18 protein-coding genes are annotated in these 16,863 nt (G+C 47.7%); 9 read left to right on the top strand and 9 right to left on the bottom strand.

The window, feature by feature from the left end; translation table 11 throughout:
- Window positions 1–52 precede the first annotated feature (52 nt).
- A complete protein-coding gene (locus tag ACTHSQ_RS08705) occupies window positions 53–700 on the bottom strand; it encodes a pyrimidine 5'-nucleotidase (RefSeq protein ID WP_440371842.1) in 648 nt (215 codons plus the stop codon).
- Between the two features lie 64 nt (window positions 701–764).
- Between ACTHSQ_RS08705 and ACTHSQ_RS08700 the strand changes: the two genes are divergently transcribed.
- The 6 genes from ACTHSQ_RS08700 (at window position 765) to ACTHSQ_RS08675 (ending at window position 5,930) form a co-directional block, all read left to right on the top strand.
- Window positions 765–1,766 (top strand): thiamine ABC transporter substrate-binding protein, encoded by a 1,002-nt coding sequence (locus ACTHSQ_RS08700; protein ID WP_440371841.1) that lies wholly within the window; start codon window positions 765–767, stop codon window positions 1,764–1,766.
- 113 nt (window positions 1,767–1,879) lie between these two features.
- Complete coding sequence (locus ACTHSQ_RS08695; RefSeq protein WP_440371840.1) at window positions 1,880–2,725, top strand: mechanosensitive ion channel family protein; 846 nt, start codon at window positions 1,880–1,882, stop codon at window positions 2,723–2,725.
- Between the two features lie 75 nt (window positions 2,726–2,800).
- A complete protein-coding gene (locus ACTHSQ_RS08690; protein ID WP_003686660.1) occupies window positions 2,801–3,268 on the top strand; it encodes a CinA family protein in 468 nt (155 codons plus the stop codon).
- Window positions 3,269–3,393: 125 nt separating this feature from the next.
- Complete coding sequence (locus tag ACTHSQ_RS08685; protein ID WP_440371839.1) at window positions 3,394–4,116, top strand: hypothetical protein; 723 nt, start codon at window positions 3,394–3,396, stop codon at window positions 4,114–4,116.
- Window positions 4,117–4,137: 21 nt separating this feature from the next.
- Window positions 4,138–4,812, top strand: coding sequence for a hypothetical protein (locus tag ACTHSQ_RS08680; RefSeq protein ID WP_440371838.1), 675 nt, complete (start codon window positions 4,138–4,140; stop codon window positions 4,810–4,812).
- 35 nt (window positions 4,813–4,847) lie between these two features.
- Window positions 4,848–5,930, top strand: a complete 1,083-nt coding sequence (locus ACTHSQ_RS08675) for a hypothetical protein (protein WP_440371837.1) — start codon at window positions 4,848–4,850, stop codon at window positions 5,928–5,930.
- A 72-nt stretch (window positions 5,931–6,002) separates the two neighbouring features.
- Here ACTHSQ_RS08675 and efeB read toward each other — a convergent pair whose 3' ends face one another.
- From efeB to efeU, 3 genes are all read right to left on the bottom strand, one after another.
- A complete protein-coding gene (gene efeB, locus ACTHSQ_RS08670; RefSeq protein ID WP_070631554.1) occupies window positions 6,003–7,268 on the bottom strand; it encodes an iron uptake transporter deferrochelatase/peroxidase subunit in 1,266 nt (421 codons plus the stop codon).
- Between the two features lie 135 nt (window positions 7,269–7,403).
- The gene (efeO, locus tag ACTHSQ_RS08665) at window positions 7,404–8,570 is read right to left on the bottom strand and encodes an iron uptake system protein EfeO (protein WP_049335642.1); all 1,167 of its coding nucleotides are present in this window, start codon (window positions 8,568–8,570) and stop codon (window positions 7,404–7,406) included.
- A gap of 12 nt (window positions 8,571–8,582) precedes the next feature.
- Entirely contained in the window at window positions 8,583–9,407 is an 825-nt protein-coding gene (gene efeU / locus ACTHSQ_RS08660) for an iron uptake transporter permease EfeU (RefSeq protein WP_440371836.1), read from the bottom strand.
- A gap of 381 nt (window positions 9,408–9,788) precedes the next feature.
- On the opposite strand from efeU, the gene ACTHSQ_RS08655 reads away from it, so the two are divergent.
- From ACTHSQ_RS08655 to ACTHSQ_RS08645, 3 genes are all read left to right on the top strand, one after another.
- Window positions 9,789–10,964 (top strand): cytochrome-c peroxidase, encoded by a 1,176-nt coding sequence (locus ACTHSQ_RS08655; protein ID WP_440371835.1) that lies wholly within the window; start codon window positions 9,789–9,791, stop codon window positions 10,962–10,964.
- 139 nt (window positions 10,965–11,103) lie between these two features.
- Window positions 11,104–11,433, top strand: a complete 330-nt coding sequence (locus ACTHSQ_RS08650) for an FKBP-type peptidyl-prolyl cis-trans isomerase (protein ID WP_094192864.1) — start codon at window positions 11,104–11,106, stop codon at window positions 11,431–11,433.
- A 126-nt stretch (window positions 11,434–11,559) separates the two neighbouring features.
- A complete protein-coding gene (locus ACTHSQ_RS08645; RefSeq protein WP_440371834.1) occupies window positions 11,560–11,808 on the top strand; it encodes a BolA family protein in 249 nt (82 codons plus the stop codon).
- 145 nt (window positions 11,809–11,953) lie between these two features.
- Here ACTHSQ_RS08645 and ACTHSQ_RS08640 read toward each other — a convergent pair whose 3' ends face one another.
- The 5 genes from ACTHSQ_RS08640 to ACTHSQ_RS08620 all read right to left on the bottom strand — a co-directional run bounded on the left by ACTHSQ_RS08640 (window position 11,954) and on the right by ACTHSQ_RS08620 (window position 16,786).
- On the bottom strand, window positions 11,954–12,748 hold the full coding sequence (locus ACTHSQ_RS08640; protein ID WP_440371833.1) for a class I SAM-dependent methyltransferase: 795 nt from the start codon (window positions 12,746–12,748) through the stop codon (window positions 11,954–11,956).
- 84 nt (window positions 12,749–12,832) lie between these two features.
- Window positions 12,833–13,417 carry a 4Fe-4S single cluster domain-containing protein gene (locus tag ACTHSQ_RS08635; protein ID WP_003686644.1) on the bottom strand — a complete coding sequence of 195 codons (585 nt, stop codon included), beginning with the start codon at window positions 13,415–13,417 and terminating at the stop codon, window positions 12,833–12,835.
- Window positions 13,417–15,252: an AAA family ATPase gene (locus ACTHSQ_RS08630; RefSeq protein ID WP_440371832.1), complete on the bottom strand. Its 1,836-nt coding sequence runs from the start codon at window positions 15,250–15,252 to the stop codon at window positions 13,417–13,419. Before ACTHSQ_RS08630 ends, ACTHSQ_RS08635 begins: the two co-directional genes overlap by 1 nt.
- A 9-nt stretch (window positions 15,253–15,261) precedes the next feature.
- Window positions 15,262–16,368: a hypothetical protein gene (locus ACTHSQ_RS08625; RefSeq protein ID WP_440371831.1), complete on the bottom strand. Its 1,107-nt coding sequence runs from the start codon at window positions 16,366–16,368 to the stop codon at window positions 15,262–15,264.
- A gap of 40 nt (window positions 16,369–16,408) precedes the next feature.
- Window positions 16,409–16,786 (bottom strand): PIN domain-containing protein, encoded by a 378-nt coding sequence (locus ACTHSQ_RS08620; protein ID WP_440371830.1) that lies wholly within the window; start codon window positions 16,784–16,786, stop codon window positions 16,409–16,411.
- Window positions 16,787–16,863: the final 77 nt, after the last annotated feature.

Below are 16,863 nucleotides of genomic sequence, written 5' to 3'. Positions count from 1 at the left end.
CTTGTTTTTAAATGTCGGCAATACCGTGTATTGTACTTGTTTTTGCAAAACTTCACGGCAGTTTTGTGCAAAATTCAAGCAAACCCTGCATATCTTTCGCTATGCCGTCGGCAAATGGCAACGGATGGGCTTTTTCGCCGTACCAAACGGTCTTCATGCCCAAGGCTTTGGCTTGGTGCAGATTGTCGGCGCTGTCGTCCACCATAATGCACTGTTCGGGTTGGACGCCCAACAGGCGGCAGACGTTGAGATAGGCTTGCGGATTGGGTTTGTAGAGCAGGCCGAAGTCGTCCGTGCCGAACAAGCCGTCAAAATGTACTTCCAAGCCCAACGCCTCAACCAATGCGCGGACATAAAACGAAGGCCCGTTGGAAAATACGGCTTTTCGCCCTTTCAGACGGCCTAAAACGTCATCAGTTCCATCCATACCCTCCACCTTTGCCAAAATTTGCTTAAGTGGGTGACTTTCACGCAAAAATTCATCGATATCGACTTCGGGGTGATGGATTTGCAAACCGGCAAGCGTCGCGCCGTATCGGTGCCAATAATCTTGGCGCAGGTGGGAGGCGGCTTCTTCGGAAAGTTTCAGACGGCCTGCCATGTATTCGGTCATGGCGCGGTTGATGATGTAGAAAATGCCGGCTTCGGCATTGTGCAAAGTATTGTCGAGGTCAAACAGCCAAACGGGAGAATGATTCATATCGTGCCTTGATATGCAAATTTTGTTATGATATTTCGTATTTTACCCGCACAAAGGAAAGAGAATGAAACTGAAATTGTCCGCCTTGGCCCTGTTGCTGGCTTCGGCAAACCTGTACGCCCAAACCGAAGTGCGTTTGGCCGTGCACAAATCCTTCAGCCTGCCCCAAACCGTCATCGCGCAATTTGAAAAAGCCAACGATGCCAAAGTGTCCGTCATCAAGGCAGGCAGCGGCAACGAAATGCTCAACAAGCTGATTTTGAGCAAGGCCAACCCGATTGCCGATGCGGTTTACGGTTTGGACAACGCCAACATCGGCAAAGCCAAAGCCGCCGGTATCCTTGCCGCCAACCAACCCAAATCCGCACCCGTAACCGCCGCCCTGCCCGATGCGCTGGCCGTCGATTACGCCTATGTCGCCATCAACTACGACAAAAAATGGTTTGAACAGAAAAAACTGCCCTTGCCGCAAACCCTGCAAGACTTGACCAAACCCGAGTATAAAAACCTTCTGGTGACCCCGTCTCCCGCCACATCTTCGCCCGGCCTCTCCTTCCTCTTGGCCAACATCGGCGGCATGGGTGAAGAAGGCGCGTTCAAATGGTGGGCGCAAATGCGCCAAAACGGCGTGAAAGTCGCCAAAGGCTGGAGCGAAGCCTACTACACCGACTTTACCCAAAACGGTGGCGCCTATCCCCTCGTAGTCAGCTATGCCACCAGCCCGGCGGCCGAAGTCCACTACTCCAAAGGCAAATACAGCACCCCGCCCACCGGCAACCTCTTCCTCAAAGGCGGCACATTCCGCCAAGTTGAAGGCGCGGCCGTTTTGAAAGGCGCGAAACAACCCGAGCTGGCGGCCAAACTGGTGAGCTGGCTGCAAAGCGGCGAAGTGCAACAAGCCCTGCCTGCCGAAATGTGGGTCTATCCGGCTGCCAAAAACACGCCGCTGCCCAAAGTATTCGAGTTTGCCCAAACCCCGAAACACAGCGATTCCCCCAACCGCGCCGACATCAACACCAAACAAAAACAATGGGTGAGCCGTTGGAGCAAAACCGTTTTACGTTAAGCTGAAAAAGATTTAAGAAAGATTAAAGGCCGTCTGAAAAAACAAATCATTAGTTTTTCAGACGGCCTTGTTTTACAATGACCTTTTAAACAACTTCACACGCACACACAATTATGAATTTCGATCTTCAATCCCTCTCCCCCTTCTCCGGTTGGGAACAACTCGCCCAAACCGGCATGTCTTTCGGCATGAACCTGCTGGCCGCCTTAGCCATCTTCTTTATCGGCCGCTGGGTCGCCACGCGCGTGGTGACACTGATGAAAACCGCACTGACGCGCGCCAAAGTCGATAAAACGCTGGTCAGCTTCCTCGGCAACGTCGCCAACATCGGCCTGCTGATCCTCATCATCATCGCCGCACTGGGTAAACTCGGTATTCCGACCACTTCCGTGACCGCCTTGATCGGTGGCGCAGGCTTGGCCGTGGCTTTGTCTTTGAAAGACCAACTGTCCAACTTCGCCGCCGGCGTGCTGATTATCCTGTTCCGCCCGTTTAAAGTCGGCGACTTTATCCGCGTCAACGGTTTTGAAGGCATCGTCCGCGAAATCAAAATGGTGCAGACCTCTTTGAGTACGCCGGACAACGAAGAAGTCGTCCTGCCCAACAGCGTGGTCATGACCAATAGCATCACCAACCGCTCCTCCCTACCCCTGTGCCGCGCCCAAGTCGTTGTCGGTGTCGACTACGCCTGCGACTTGAAAGCCGCCAAAGCCGCCGTCTTGAGAGCGGCAACCGAGCATCCATTATGTGTTCAAACCAAAGAACGACCTGCCGTCGTATACATTACCAACCTCGCCGCCAGCGCCATCGAAATCACGCTTTGGGCATGGACGAACGAAGCGGATTTGGCCTTATTCCGATTCGGTTTGAACGAGCAGGTCGTCGAAAACCTGCGCGAAGCCAACATCAACATCCCATTCCCACAATGTGATGTCCACCTCATTCAGCCGAAAGACTGATTTCAACTTTCAGGCCGTCTGAAACCCGGCGGATCGAACACCCGCCCCATTCCACCCTTTCCATAAGGAGCCGCCATGTCCCATCTGCAAACCATCGCCGAACACCTGACCAGCCGCCGTCAAACCGTTACCTGCGCCGAGTCCTGCACCGGCGGTCTGCTTGCAGGTGCGCTGACCTCCCTCTCCGGCAGCTCGCAATGGTTTCATCAAAGCTTCGTCACATACAGCAACCAAGCCAAACAGGAGCGTCTCGGCGTCATGCCCGACACCTTGCTGAAACACGGCGCGGTCAGCCGCGAGACCGTCTATGAAATGGCACGCGGCGCAAAGGCCGTCGCGCAGGCAGATTACGCCTTGAGTATTTCCGGCATTGCCGGCCCTAGCGGCGGCAGCGCGGCCAAACCGGTCGGCACAGTCTGGTTCGGCCTGGCCACGCCCGAAGGTTCGTTTGAGCAAACCGCGCTATTCACGGGCGACCGCGAAGCAGTAAGGGCGCAAGCCGTCGAATATGCATTGGCTTTCTTGGCGGAACATTTGGTTTGATAGAAAAACTCAGGCCGTCTGAAATCTGGTTTCAGACGGCCTTTCACAAATTAAGATATTTAAAACTTTAATGGTATATACTTAATCATATTTTTACTATCAACCGAAAATATAAAGGAAAAATAATGAACAAAACAAAAAAATATACACTAGCTCTTTTAGGTTTTTTTGCAACTTTTTTAAGTGCCTGTTCCCAATATGGCGATCCATATAAAGACGTACCGAAAGAAATTAACGGACATCCTGTATACGAGGTGCCGTTCGAACAGCCTTTGATTATCAACCCGAAGAAAGAGCAGGTGTTTTATTTTAAATTGAATAAGAAATTTGAAATAGGCAATGCTTTCAATATTCGGACTGTTGTCTTGAGACCAGATTCAAATATAGTCACAAAGCATATTGTCGATGGAGTAGAACAGTATAAAACTCAGGAAATTCCAAAGTATACAAAATATAGAAATTTGGATCGTGAATTGGTTGAAAAAGGACTATTGCAGTTTGAAATGTCCCTGCAACATTTTGACAAACAAGGAAAAGAAGTCAAAGTAGGGCTTAAAGAGGGAAGTATCAGCTATTATTTGGATGTATTGCAAAAAAGTGCTAACAAAAAACATCCTATCCGTTTTGAGAGTAAGGAAAAATATTTTACTGCGAAATATCCTGATTCTCTCGACAATCGTAAAATAGGCAATGAAGATTATCTTTCAACCAATATTATCGTAGCAGGTTTTTTAATACAGGATATAGGGGGATATTACAAACTTACGGTCAGACCGTTGCAGCAATATCCCGATTATCCCAAGTTGAAATTAGGCATTTATGTCAATATAGAACGTACCCCAAAATGATTTTATAGAAAGGAAATTATTATGAGTGGAAAAAGATATGCCCTGACGGTTTTAGGATTTCTAACAGCCCTTTTAAGTGCCTGTTCCCAATACAGCGACCCGTACAAAGACGTGCCGAAAGAGGTTGACGGGCATCCGGTGTACGAAGTGCCGTTCGAGCAGCCGTTGGTTATCGACCCGAAGAAGGAGCAGGTGTTTTATTTCAAATTGAAAAAAAAGCCAAAAGCCCTCGAAACGAACTATGCGATCTATATTATGGCAATGTATCCGCTTGAAGATGAAAAGTATTACGACGTTGGAAAGAGAGTGGATATGAATGATTATTTGATTGAAAACAAGTTGTTGAAATTTGAAACTTCTCTAGTGCATTTTGACAAAGGGAAGAAAGAAACTCAAATAAGTTTGAGTAATAATTTTATTCATTATGCCGAATTGCCAAAAATTAATAATAATTATGAGAATGCTATTAGATTCAAGAATAACCAAACTCAATTTGTTGCCGATGAATCTATTGCTCACTCGTCTCACACATTTAATGGAGAAGAATTTAGTATCCGAGAGAATGCGATGGCTTGGTTTCTGATACAGGAAAAAGGGGGCTATTACAGGCTGAAAATTAGACCGCTTCAAGATTTCCCCAATTATCCTAAACTCCGTCTATCTGTGTCCGTTAATACCCAACCGTATTACAAATAATTCAATTCTGAAACCCCTGATGAAAGGAAAAAATGATGAGCAATCAGAAAAAATATACCCTGACAATTTATGTGGCAGGCGCGGGTACGCCACTGTTGAGAGACGGAAAACCTTGGATGGAGAATGGCAAGCAACTGACCTCCGATCCAGGTCATGTTTTCTACGGTATTAGTGAAGATGGTGGTCGAACGATCAAGGCCTACGGTTTTGCACCGCCGCACGGTTCTGCAAAATTCGATTGGTACTCTCCCGACAAACCGGGCAAAGTTCAAGAGGACGAACATAAGGTTTATAGTCAGCAGGTGTATCGGAAAACGATAGCCATCACACAGACACAATATGACAAACTTAAAGATTTTGGAGAAACCCCAAAAAAATATGGTTTCAACGAAGACATCTACAACTGGAACAGCCGAAGCTGCATCGATTTCGTCTATGCCGCATTAAATGCCAGCAACGTTTATTCCACTCACAGCAAAGATTTATACAGGAACGGCCAGAAAATCGGTACGATTAATACTTCCGAAAAAGCGGCAACCAAAGTATTGGGCAATATTCCCGAATTTGAAAAGATCCCGAATACCATTTCCCGTTATCCCGAAGGAAAAAATATCGATGAGTTAATGGAAAATGTACACAAGCTAATGCCTGAGAGAACTTTTATCCAACGATACATTTTAACTGAAAATCAACGCGAACAAAGGCATCAATACGCACAGGTTAGCATCGATGGGGATATTCTAAAAATCAACGATATGCCTAAAACTGCCCAGGCCATCTTCCATCAGTGTAAACAGGCTTTTACTGACTTCTGTGATAAGAAAAATATTGCCTATGATAAAAATGATGTAGATAAAATTTCTATGTCATTAACCTCCACATGCTATGCAAACAATATGCAGGACGTGTCTTTATTCAATATTAACGATAATGGGAAAATCTCGGTCGGACACAGAGCCCCCGGATTAATAATGGCTTCTGTAGATATGTGGGAAGCGGCTAAGACGCCGGTAGAGGAAAGCCTGAGCCAAATTCAGCAAACGGCACAACAAATTGAATATGAGGAGCAACAAAAACAAATCGTGCAATCCCAATCACGTGGAATGATGCTTTCTTAACTAAAAAGGCCGTCTGAAATCTGGAAATCAGGTTTCAGACGGCCTTTTTATCTATTCAAACTATCGGCGGATTTATACGCCCAAAAGCTCTTTGCCGAGGAAGCTGCCTTTTTCGACACCCGGCAGGACGAAGAAATAGCCGCCGCCAAACGGGCTGATGTATTCCTCCAGCGGCTCGCCGTTGAGCAGGTTTTGCACGAAGATGAAGCCGTCGGCAAGGTTGGCCTGATAGCAGATGAATATCAAGCCGACATCGAGTTGGCCGTTGGCGGCGAGACCGCGCGAGTAGTTGAAGGCGCGGCGGTAGAGCAGGTGTTTTTTCATGAACTCAGGATCGCGCGGATTGGCAAGGCGCATATGGCTGTCTTTGGGCGTGATTTTGCCGTCTGGGTCTTTGGCAAAATCGGCGGTGTCGCCCTCTTTTTTACCGTCCATGGGCGCACCGCTGTATTTGCGCCGGCCGAAAATATCGGTTTGTTCCTGCATCGGGGTGCGGTCCCAAAACTCGACAAAGTGGCGGATGAGGCGGACGGCCTGATAGCTGCCGTTTTTCGCCCATGCCGGTTCGTCCAAGCTGTTGGCGGCAACGCCTGTCCACAGGACTTGATCGGCGACTTTGGGATCTTCGACCTTGGGATTGCCGGAGCCGTCACGGAAACCTAAAAGGTTGCGCGCGGCAATGGCGCCGGGTTCGGCTTTAGGGAGCCAACCGTCTATGCTCCAGCGGATCACGGCAAACTGGGCGGTATTTTTGATGATGTCGCGCAGGGCGGCTTGGCAGGTTTCGGGGGAAAACGCGCAAATTTGCAGGCTGAGGTCGCCATCGCACCACGATTTTTGGAGTTTGTCGTTGGGGAAGTCGCGCATTTCCTGCAGGTGTTTCGGCTTTTTGTCTTTGAGGCCGAAGCGGTCGTCAAAGAGGCTGCTGCCGACGCCGACGGTAACTGTCAATCCGTCGGGGCGGAATTGTTTGCCGAGGATACCGCTGCCCGCAGGCGGGAGTTTGTCGTCGCCGTCTTGGTATTCGCCGCCTTGGGTGAGAAATTCGATGCGGGCGGTCAGGGCGCGGAACAGGTTTTCAAGTTGTTTGGCGTCTTTGGCGGTAACGTCAAAGGCACACATGATGCCGAAGAGCTGGTGTGGCGTAACGATGCCTGCCTGATGCTCGCCATAACACGGATAGGCCAGCTCGGAATGTTGGTTGTTTTGGGTTTCGGCGGCGGCTTCGCCTTGTTTTTTACCGGCAAAATAACCGGCAACGCCGATGGCGCCGGCGGCAAGGGCAGTTTTGAAAAGGGTTCGTTTTTCGGGTTGTGCCGGTTGTTTGTTTTGGCTCATGGTCTGCTCCTTGGCAGGGAACGGAAAGATTGCAATCGTGTGAAGTAAGGTTGGTTTTCAAGCATATTTTGTGTGGACGACAATAAGATTCAGACGACCTTTCAATATCCAAAGGCCGTCTGAAAACGCGTTATCTTATTTCAAACCCAAAATGCCGCGCAGTTTGGCCAAATCTTCTGCCAAGGCATTAATCGGCGCCTGCAGGGCTTTGCGGTCTTCTTCGCTCAATTTGTCGTACAGCTCGAAACCGTTCGGGGTTTTGTATTTCGCCAAAATGTCTTCAACCTGTTTGAAGTTGGCATCGGTTTTTTCCAACAACGCTTTGTCTTTGGCTTCGATCAGCGGACGGAACAAATCAACGATTTTTTTGGAGCCTTCCACATTGGCTTGGAAGTCGCTCAAGTCGGTATGGCTGTAACGGTCTTCTTCGCCGCTGATTTTGCTGCCGGCCACTTCTTCAATCAGTTCGGACGCGCCGCCGACCACTTTGCCTGGAGGGAATGCCAATGCGTCGATTTCTTTTTGCAGGGCTTCAACATCGGTCATCAGTTTCGCTGCAATTTCCTTCACGCCGGATACGTCTTTTTCTACCCAAAGGGCGTGTTCGATACGGTGGAAGCCTGTAAACCCGGCATCTTTCGCACCGTCTTTAAAGTCGTCTTCACGCGCATCGATGACGGGGTCGAGTTCGCTGAAAAGCTCGGCAATCGGTTCGATACGTTCGTAATGGACGCGGGTGGCGGCAAACAGGGATTTGGCCTTTTCAATGTCGCCGGCTTTAACGGCTTCGGTAAAGGTTTTGGTTTTCGCCACCAGCTCTTTAACCTCGCCTTGAACGTAAGCTTTATAGTCGGCGAGCGGTTGGGACAGTTTTTCCAAATCCGCTTCGTTGGCAGTGTCTTTGAAGCCGCTGTCGGTAACAATCAGCTTACCGCGCGGATTGGTCAACAGGCCGCAAGTCATTTCATATTCGCCCGGCAGCAGGGTAACGGTCATTTTGTCGGATAAACCCGGGGCGATGTTTTCACGTTCGTCCACCACCATCACGCCTTTCAGGATTTCCCATTCCAGCTTACGGCCGCTGTCGTTTTTAATGTTGAACACGACTTGGCCACTGGGGACGGTCAATTCCATCGGTTCGCAGGCAGTATCGTTCACACCGATATTGACCGAACCGTCGGCATTGGCGGCAGCGGATGCGCCTGAAGCGGCAGGCGCGGCTTTTTCGGCTTCAGGCGGCTGACACGCGGTCAAACCCAGAGCCAACATTACGGACAAAGCAGTCAGATTGAATTTTTTCATTTTCATTCCTTTTTATTTAGTTAACGTTTTTGCCGGCGCGCTGCCGCGCAAAAACCAAATCATGACGGGAACCAGATACAGCAGCCAAATCAGGACTTCGCCTTCGGTCGGATGGTCGGTATAGCCGAAGAAACCGCCGAGCAGCACGCCTAAAGGGCTGTCTTCATGCAAATATTTCGATGTGTCGAAAGCGATGTCCTGCATCGCATTCCATACGCCAGCCTCATGCAGCGCGCGAAACGAACCGGCCAGCAGACCGGCCGCCACCACAATCAAAAACGCGCCCGTCCAACGGAAAAATTTCGCCAAGTTCAGGCGCATACCGCCCTGATAAATCAGCGTACCGATGACAACCGCCACCAACAGCCCCAACACCGCGCCTATCGGCATAGACCACGTCGGGCTTTGCTGGAACACGGCCAGCAGGAAAAACACGCTCTCCAAACCTTCGCGCGCCACAGCCAAAAATGCCATGCCGACCAAGGCCCAACCCTGGCCGCTGCCGCGGTTCAAGGCCGACTGAACAGAATCCTGAAGATGCTGTTTCATCGAACGTGCGGCCTTTTTCATCCACAAAATCATGTACGTCAACATCGCCACAGCCACCAGGCCGATAACGCCGACCACCAATTCCTGTTCTTTTTGCGGAATCTCGCCCGTAACGGAATGAATGCCGTAACCGATACCCAAACACATGGCCGCAGCCAAAAACACGCCCAGCCAAACCTTCGGCATCAGCTCGCTGTGTCCCGACTGTTTTAAAAAACTGGCAACAATGCCGACGATCAGGGCGGCTTCAATGCCCTCGCGCAGCATAATCAAAAAAGCAATCAGCATAAAAAACTCTAAAGTGAAACGTTCATTTGTTAACGCATTTATAACGCTTTACGCTTAATAACGCAAATTATTTTCATTTTTTAATAATCCTATAATTATTAAGATTTTTTAAAATAAAATAACGAACGTAATCAATAAAAACTAAAAGGCCGTCTGAATTTTATTTTTTCAGACGGCCTTAAAAATCATAACTAACTGTAAATAAATAATAAAAAAGTTTCATAACATAAAATTCTCTATCGGTTATATTTTCAAAATTTATCAAAAATAAAAGGTTGATTTACAGCAAGAATCAAAAGCAACTTATCTTAATATAGTTCAAACACTGCTGCTGCAACCAGCAAACCATTACATAACAAATGCATAACAAAGGAACCTCCTATGCCACGTTTGAAACTCCACCAAATCGTTCTGGCCTTGGCCGTTTCTGCCGCGTTGACCGCCTGCGGTGAGAAAACTGCACAAACTACTGAAACTCCTCAAGCTGCTTCTGCCGCGAGTGCTGCCGATGCTGCCGCAAGCACCGCCGCCGTTTCAGCCCCTCAAAATTCTGCCGATGTTTCTGACGAAGACAAAGCCCTGTTGGAACGCGCGCAAGCTACGTTCAAACCTTTGCCTGACACAGCCGAAATGCAAAAAATCCGTCCGTTTACCGAAGAACAGGTCAAACTCGGCCAACAACTTTGGTACGAAAACCGCCTGTCCAAAGGCAACACCGTCAGCTGTAACTCTTGCCACAACTTGGCAACTGCCGGCGTAGACAACATGCCGACCAGCGCGGGCCACAAAAGCCAATTCGGCGGCCGTAACTCCCCAACTGCTCTGAATGCCGCCTTGTTGGGCAGCCAATTCTGGGACGGCCGTGCAGCCGATGTGGAAGAACAAGCCGGCGGCCCATTGCTCAACCCTGTTGAAATGGCCAACGCGACCGAAGCCGATGCCGCCGCAAAAATCGCCGGTATTCCTGAATACCAAGAGAAATTCAAAGCCGCATTCCCTGAAGACGGCACGGTTTCCTTCAAAAACATCACCACCGCATTGGGCGCGTTTGAACGTACCCTGCTGACCCCGACCCGTTGGGACGACTACCTGAAAGGCAACGTATCTGCCCTGAGCGAACAAGAACGCAAAGGCGTACGCGCATTTATGGACAACGGCTGTATCGCTTGTCACAGCGGCGTCAACTTGGGCGGTACCATGTTCCAAAAATTCGGTTTGGTGGATGGTCCTTACTGGAAACACATCGACGATCCTAAACACGACAAAGGCCGTGCGGACGTAACCAAAAAAGCCGAAGATGAATTCTTCTTCCGTGTTCCCGGCTTGAGAAACGTTGAACGTACCTATCCATACTTCCACAACGGCAGCGTTTGGGAATTGGATAAAGCCGTCAACATCATGGCGAAAGCCCAATTGGGTAAAACTCTGGCTCCGGAAGAAACTGAAAACATCGTTGCCTTCTTGAAAGCCCTCTCCGGCAATGTTCCTGAATCTGCCCGAACCATGCCTGAGCTGCCTGTATCCACCGATGTAAAATCCCAACCTGACAACAAATAAGGTTTAGCACAAAACAAAGGCCGTCTGAAAATCCGTTTCAGACGGCCTTTTTGTTGCCGGGCATATAGTCGGCTTTGTTTCACGATTCCACACAATATGGTAATCTTGAGCCGATTTTCACCATACATCCGAAAGGAACATCATGAGCCTGATTATTGAAGACTTGCAAGAAGGCCACGGCAAAGAAGCCGTCAAAGGCAAAGAAATCACCGTACATTACACCGGCTGGTTGGAAGACGGTACCAAATTCGACTCCAGCCTCGACCGCCGTCAACCGCTGACCATCACTCTGGGCGTCGGCCAAGTGATTAAAGGTTGGGACGAAGGCTTCGGCGGCATGAAAGAAGGCGGCAAACGTAAGCTGACCATTCCTTCCGAAATGGGCTACGGCGCACACGGTGCCGGCGGCGTGATTCCTCCGCACGCGACCTTGATTTTTGAAGTCGAGCTGCTGAAAGTGTACGAATAAGCATTTGACGCTTCAAAAAACCGAGGCCGTCTGAAACCCGAATTTTGGTTTTTCAGACGGCCTGTTTTTATCAAGATTCGGTATAATGCCCTCTTTTACAAGCAAACCATTTCCCAAGGAACCCCCATGCTTTTACCCGAACAAGTCAAAACCCTGATTGAAGGCGTTACCCCTTGCGAACACGTCGAAGTCGAAGGCGACGGCCATCACTTCTTCGCCGTAATCGTTTCCTCCTCATTTGAAGGCAAAGCCCGCCTCGCCCGCCACCGCCTGATTAAAGACGGCCTCAAGCCGCAACTGGCAAGCAACGAATTGCACGCGCTGTCGATTTCCGTTGCCGCCACTCCGGCCGAATGGGCGGCCAAACAGGCTTAATTTGGAATCAAACAAAAGGCCGTCTGAAAACTTTTCAGACGGCCTTTTTCATACATATTAAACAGCGCAGGCAATCGATACAAACGCCAAACCGCATTCCACAATACGCAATCGCGGTGTAAATCCTACCGACACAACCGCCAAACTAGTCCTGCCGTTTCGGGAAAAACTGCACCACGTTCTCCCCTTGCGGCAACACCAATTTCTTCACGGCATGACCGTACACGGTTTCAAGCGTGATGTTCAGACGACCTTCGTTGGCAAAAATCTTATCCACACATTCCTTGGCCGCTTGCGGATTGCTGAATTTCAACGTATTCCACAATCCCAAGGTTTCCATATCCTGCCAAAACGTCCCGGCTTTTTTATAGCTCAACTCAAGCTTGGCCGTGTCGGTTACCGGATCGTAAAAGCCGTTGTCGGCAAGCATATCGCCCAAGTCGTGCATATCAATCAGCGTGGGCGCTTCGCATTCGATGCCTTCATGGTTCAGACGACCTGTCAGCTCGCTCAGGCTGTCGCGGCCAAAGTGTGTGAAAAACAATAATCCGTCGGTTTTCAAAGCGGCGGCCCAGTTTTTCAATACCGGCAAAATATCGTCGGCGCGGCTGAGGCTGAGGTTGGCCCACAACATATCGGCGGATGCTTCGGGCAACGGCGCGGTCAGGGCTTGGCAATGTTGCGGGATGGTTTTACCGGTCAGCTTCTGCCAGAAACCGCCTTTGCGCGCGGCGGCGGCGGTTTTCAAAAAATCGGCATTCGGATCGTATTCTTCAAACACGGCGTCGGGATAACGCGTGGCCAGCAGGCTGCGGCTGATGTCGGCATCGGCACCAATCAGCATGATGCGTTTGGGTGCATTGCGGACCAGCTGCAGGCGCTCGTCGGTGTCTTGGGCGAGATGGCGGTGAATCTGCCAGCGTTTGTCTTGGGGGTTCATGTTTCAGACGACCTTTTTATTTATAATTTGATAGTATAAGTCTTCGTATAATAGGTAGAAATGTATTATTTTAATGTTGTTAAATTAATATGGATAAAATTTAATAGGTAATCCATTACTTTGAATATTATTACAACTATCCACTCTCCACTCATTAGTTACCGATAATTCTTGAGTCTCAATCTCATCTGAATAACGATTTGTCAAATAATGGAATTTTTGGTTTGTCGAACCCACCCAATTTCTTGTTGTTTCTATTTGTGTATTATCAAATTCTCCGTCGATCAATAGGTCTGTAGAGTTTAATAGCCTTTTGCTGCCTGAAAATTTATTTTCTGACAGTTCGGTATATTCGTAACCGGAAAAAACCATTACAGATAGATTTAGATTATGTGCAGCCTCGGCAATATCGGCTAATCCTTCAGCTTGTAAAAAAGGCTCTCCACCAAGAAAGGTAAGACCCTCCAGTGGATATTTTTCTGTTGCGTTTTTAAGTAATTGGATGATTTCATTCGATCGCATAAGATGGGCAGGTTTTATTTTCAGTAATTCACCATTGCAACAACCTTTACACCGTTTCAGACATCCTTGAACCCAAATGACAAAACGCAGACCCGGTCCTTCGGCTTCGGTAGCTTCAACAATATGGGATATATTCAGCCAGTGCATTATTCCAACTCGAAATCAAAATATTTTCCTGCCTGCAAGACTTTTAATGTCCTGCCTTTTAATTTATGGGGCTGTTCTACTTGCTCAAAGAGAAATTCTGCCAGCGGGTCGAATAAATATTTTGTTAACACGTTTAATACGCCACGCCCCCCGTGTTGGTAATTTACTTGTTTGATTAATGCATCTAGTGCTTTATTCTCATTTTCAAATACCAGTTTTTCAAGCCCCCATTTTTCTTTCAGACGGCCTGGCAACGGTTTAAGTTTTGCGCGCGCTATATCTTTTAATACAGCATTATCCTGTATGAAGTTAAACGGGATAATGTTTGCATCGCCTATACGTCCTAATAATTCTGGGCGGTTTAGTTCGTCTCTAAAATGAGATTGCACTGCCTGCTTAAATTGTTCTGCAATATTTTCTTTATTATCTTCGTCAGGTCGAATATTAGTTGCACCGATATTGGAAGTGAAAACAATAAAGGTATCAGCAAAAGAAATGGTTTCGCCTTTGCCGTCGGTCAATCGGCCATCTTCTAATATTTGTAGAAACTTATCTAAAATCCGAGGATGGGCTTTTTCGATTTCATCAAACAAGAGCAGGGAAAATGGGCGTGTTTTCACTGCATTGGTCAATTGACCTCCTTCTTCAAAACCGACATATCCCGGCGGTGCGCCGACTAAGCGTTGATCGGCGTGTTCGTGATTAAATTCGGACATATCGAAGCGGATGCAGGCATCCTCATCACCAAATAGAAATTGTGCCAATGATTTTGCTAATTCGGTTTTGCCTACACCTGTCGGTCCGACAAAAAACAGCGAGCCTTTAGGCATACGGGCTTTAACTGAATGTTGCAACCCTGAAAGCCCGGTATAGGCCCGTATCAAAATCTTGTTTACGGCTCCAATTGCCGATTCTTGTCCTTTGACTCGCCTTTGCAGCGTGATTTGGGCATCTTTCAATCTTTGATAATTCAATTTTTCCCAAGGGGATTGGCGTTTACCATAACGGTACAGCGATACTAAATTCTGTATATTGATAGGTGCCTGCTGTTGTCTGGATAAGCGGACAAGGTTATCTATATCGCGTAAAGTCAGGGTGTCGGTCAACGTAACAAAATCTGCCAACGATTGACTTCCCGCACTCAAATTATCACTAACCTTCCACTGTGTTTGTCTTGCCAAAATAGCGGCTTCGCGTTCGGAAATATTAGGTAGGGGGATGGTTATTTCGGCAAATAAAGGATTGTTCAGATAAACGGATGGCGGTAAGGCGGTATTGCCCGAGCACAGAAAAACCAACAGGCTTTGCGGTTGGCCCATCGCTTCTGCGGTTGTTGTTTGTTCGGCATCCCGTAGGCCAGTAGCAATTTGTTGCAACCAAGCCCGTTCCGTTTCACTCAAGGCATTGATTTGCCCGAACAGATAATTTGACCAATCTACGATAAAGGCGGCTTTTTTCTGTGTTTTGGTCATGACTTGTTCAACGGTAGCAAAAAAATCCTGAGGCTGAATGGGAATGCATCCGGATATTGCTTTATTATCTTCACCGTCATCGTCAAAATCGTAAGCTTCACCGACTTCGGCCTGCATGCCGAGCCGGTTCAATCCATCCCATTCCTGAGAGGAAACACCTGATATCCCATTCAAACGTGAGTAAAATACAACCTGTTCGAAACCTTGTGCTTTTAAACTTTCTTCAATAATTCTGTTTATCGGCATTAATTTGTTATAACGGTTGAAACCTAAGTCAATGATGTTTCCGCTGATGATTAAAGCCCGACGTATCATGGATTGACGTTCAAAGTTTTCTAGCCATGTATTGATGTATTCGTTCATTTTTTTACCTTAGTGCGATTTTGCCGTATGTGTTGGATTGATGGGTTTGGCATCGGCATGTTCGTCATCCGGATTTTCCCAAAGAACACGTTCATCAGATAAATTTACACCATAAACTTCGGATAGTTTCGGCAATACTTTTTGCATATCTTCTTTACAGCGTTGCCCTTTATAGTTATCAAATTCATAGCGAACCGCACCATCTAAACGTACACGGAATTTTGCCCGGTTTCCTTGCGGGCGGCTTGCTTGGATGACAACGACGCTGTCTTCACCGACACCTTGTTTGACCGGTGGCAAAACCGTAAAACCGGCTTGCTTCAGCGATTGATGTACGGCTTTGACCATTTCCTTACGGACTGCTTCGTTTTCAATCACCGTATCTTCGATTTGGTGGGCTTCTTGGATGATTTCTGTCAAATCCTTCTGATTTTCTTGCTCAATTTTTTGTTTTAACCGCTCGGATTCCGATTGTGGCAGATTGGCCGTTTCAATAAATCTTAAAAGATCGGACTTTTGTGTTTGTGCAACTTCGTCTTGTACGGTTTTAGCAAAATTTTTCCGAATTTCTTCGGCTTGTTGTTCTGCCGATTGTTTAATTTCGCGAATCGCCGATTTTATGTCAGCAATACTTAGATTTTCCTCCGTAATACGTTTTCGAAGTATTGCTAAAGGTTTGAATGCCAAATTTCGTGCCTGCTTATTTTCCCAATTACTTGTTTCCTGTATCCATACGTTTTCTATTTCAGCACGCAAACGTTCCGCCGCACGTTCCGCCTCTTCACGCAACAGACGTTGGTGTTCTTCCGCTACTCTTTTATTTTCCTGTGCTTCGTAACGTATGGCTTGTACAAGCCGACCAATAGCAAAACTGCGGTTACGTCCGTCATAAGCGTTCATATGTCTTACCCGTTGAATCTCAGTGCGTATGGTAGCGATGTTCTGCAAAGCAAATTCAGCCAGATCGCTGTTTTCCAAATCGTTTAGCTGCTGTTCGTAACGGCGCAGATAAATTTCCGTTGTTTGGCTGATTTCGGCTTCCCTTGCCTTGCGTGCGGCTTCGCGGATTTCCCGTTCGCGTTCCAATTGCCAACGGTTTTCGCTGATTTGACTCATTTTATTCGTCTCCTAAATCGTTTTCAGACGACGTTACGGTTCAGATGGTTTTAATACCGACCGCCGTAGCGTGATTTTTAAGGTTTTTATCTTCCGTATAAAGCACAATATCGTTCAACTTATATCGTGCGGCAACAGCCAGGATGGCTTGATCGTTTTGTCCGTTGCGGTTCTGACCGTCTGCTTCTGCCCCCATTAATGCCAAAATTTCCGGTTCGGCGGATTCCGTATGCCGCGCCAGTTTCAATTCTTCAATCTTGCGTATGGCCTCGCGTATTTCAGCGGCTTCTCGTTCCAACCGTTCAACGTTTTTTTCTGCTTGGATTTTTTCCTTTTCCACCGATTGACGCTTTAAATCCAAATTACGTTTTTCTTTTTCCAATCTGGCTTTTTGATTTTGGACTTTTAGGATTTGCACATTCAATTCATTGCACTGTTTCTCCAATGCCAGCCTTTTAGGTGATTTTTCTACCGCCGGTTTGGTTTGTCCGTTGA

This window comes from Neisseria sp. P0009.S008 (assembly GCF_051958615.1).
Taxonomy (GTDB): domain Bacteria; phylum Pseudomonadota; class Gammaproteobacteria; order Burkholderiales; family Neisseriaceae; genus Neisseria; species Neisseria subflava.
The sequence above is the reverse complement of the archived record's forward strand: the minus strand, read 5'-3'. Positions and strand labels throughout refer to the sequence as shown.

What these genes read in the sequence shown, in the direction of transcription:
- ACTHSQ_RS08655 (WP_440371835.1), top strand. Translation starts at nt 9,789, where the DNA reads ATGCCACGTTTGAAACTCCACCAAATCGTTCTGGCCTTGGCCGTTTCT.
- ACTHSQ_RS08640 (WP_440371833.1), bottom strand. Translation starts at nt 12,748, where the DNA reads ATGAACCCCCAAGACAAACGCTGGCAGATTCACCGCCATCTCGCCCAA.
- efeB (WP_070631554.1), bottom strand. Translation starts at nt 7,268, where the DNA reads ATGAGCCAAAACAAACAACCGGCACAACCCGAAAAACGAACCCTTTTC.
- ACTHSQ_RS08675 (WP_440371837.1), top strand. Translation starts at nt 4,848, where the DNA reads ATGAGCAATCAGAAAAAATATACCCTGACAATTTATGTGGCAGGCGCG.
- ACTHSQ_RS08695 (WP_440371840.1), top strand. Translation starts at nt 1,880, where the DNA reads ATGAATTTCGATCTTCAATCCCTCTCCCCCTTCTCCGGTTGGGAACAA.
- ACTHSQ_RS08690 (WP_003686660.1), top strand. Translation starts at nt 2,801, where the DNA reads ATGTCCCATCTGCAAACCATCGCCGAACACCTGACCAGCCGCCGTCAA.
- ACTHSQ_RS08700 (WP_440371841.1), top strand. Translation starts at nt 765, where the DNA reads ATGAAACTGAAATTGTCCGCCTTGGCCCTGTTGCTGGCTTCGGCAAAC.
- ACTHSQ_RS08705 (WP_440371842.1), bottom strand. Translation starts at nt 700, where the DNA reads ATGAATCATTCTCCCGTTTGGCTGTTTGACCTCGACAATACTTTGCAC.
- ACTHSQ_RS08635 (WP_003686644.1), bottom strand. Translation starts at nt 13,417, where the DNA reads ATGCACTGGCTGAATATATCCCATATTGTTGAAGCTACCGAAGCCGAA.
- ACTHSQ_RS08630 (WP_440371832.1), bottom strand. Translation starts at nt 15,252, where the DNA reads ATGAACGAATACATCAATACATGGCTAGAAAACTTTGAACGTCAATCC.
- efeO (WP_049335642.1), bottom strand. Translation starts at nt 8,570, where the DNA reads ATGAAAAAATTCAATCTGACTGCTTTGTCCGTAATGTTGGCTCTGGGT.
- efeU (WP_440371836.1), bottom strand. Translation starts at nt 9,407, where the DNA reads ATGCTGATTGCTTTTTTGATTATGCTGCGCGAGGGCATTGAAGCCGCC.
- ACTHSQ_RS08625 (WP_440371831.1), bottom strand. Translation starts at nt 16,368, where the DNA reads ATGAGTCAAATCAGCGAAAACCGTTGGCAATTGGAACGCGAACGGGAA.
- ACTHSQ_RS08685 (WP_440371839.1), top strand. Translation starts at nt 3,394, where the DNA reads ATGAACAAAACAAAAAAATATACACTAGCTCTTTTAGGTTTTTTTGCA.
- ACTHSQ_RS08680 (WP_440371838.1), top strand. Translation starts at nt 4,138, where the DNA reads ATGAGTGGAAAAAGATATGCCCTGACGGTTTTAGGATTTCTAACAGCC.
- ACTHSQ_RS08645 (WP_440371834.1), top strand. Translation starts at nt 11,560, where the DNA reads ATGCTTTTACCCGAACAAGTCAAAACCCTGATTGAAGGCGTTACCCCT.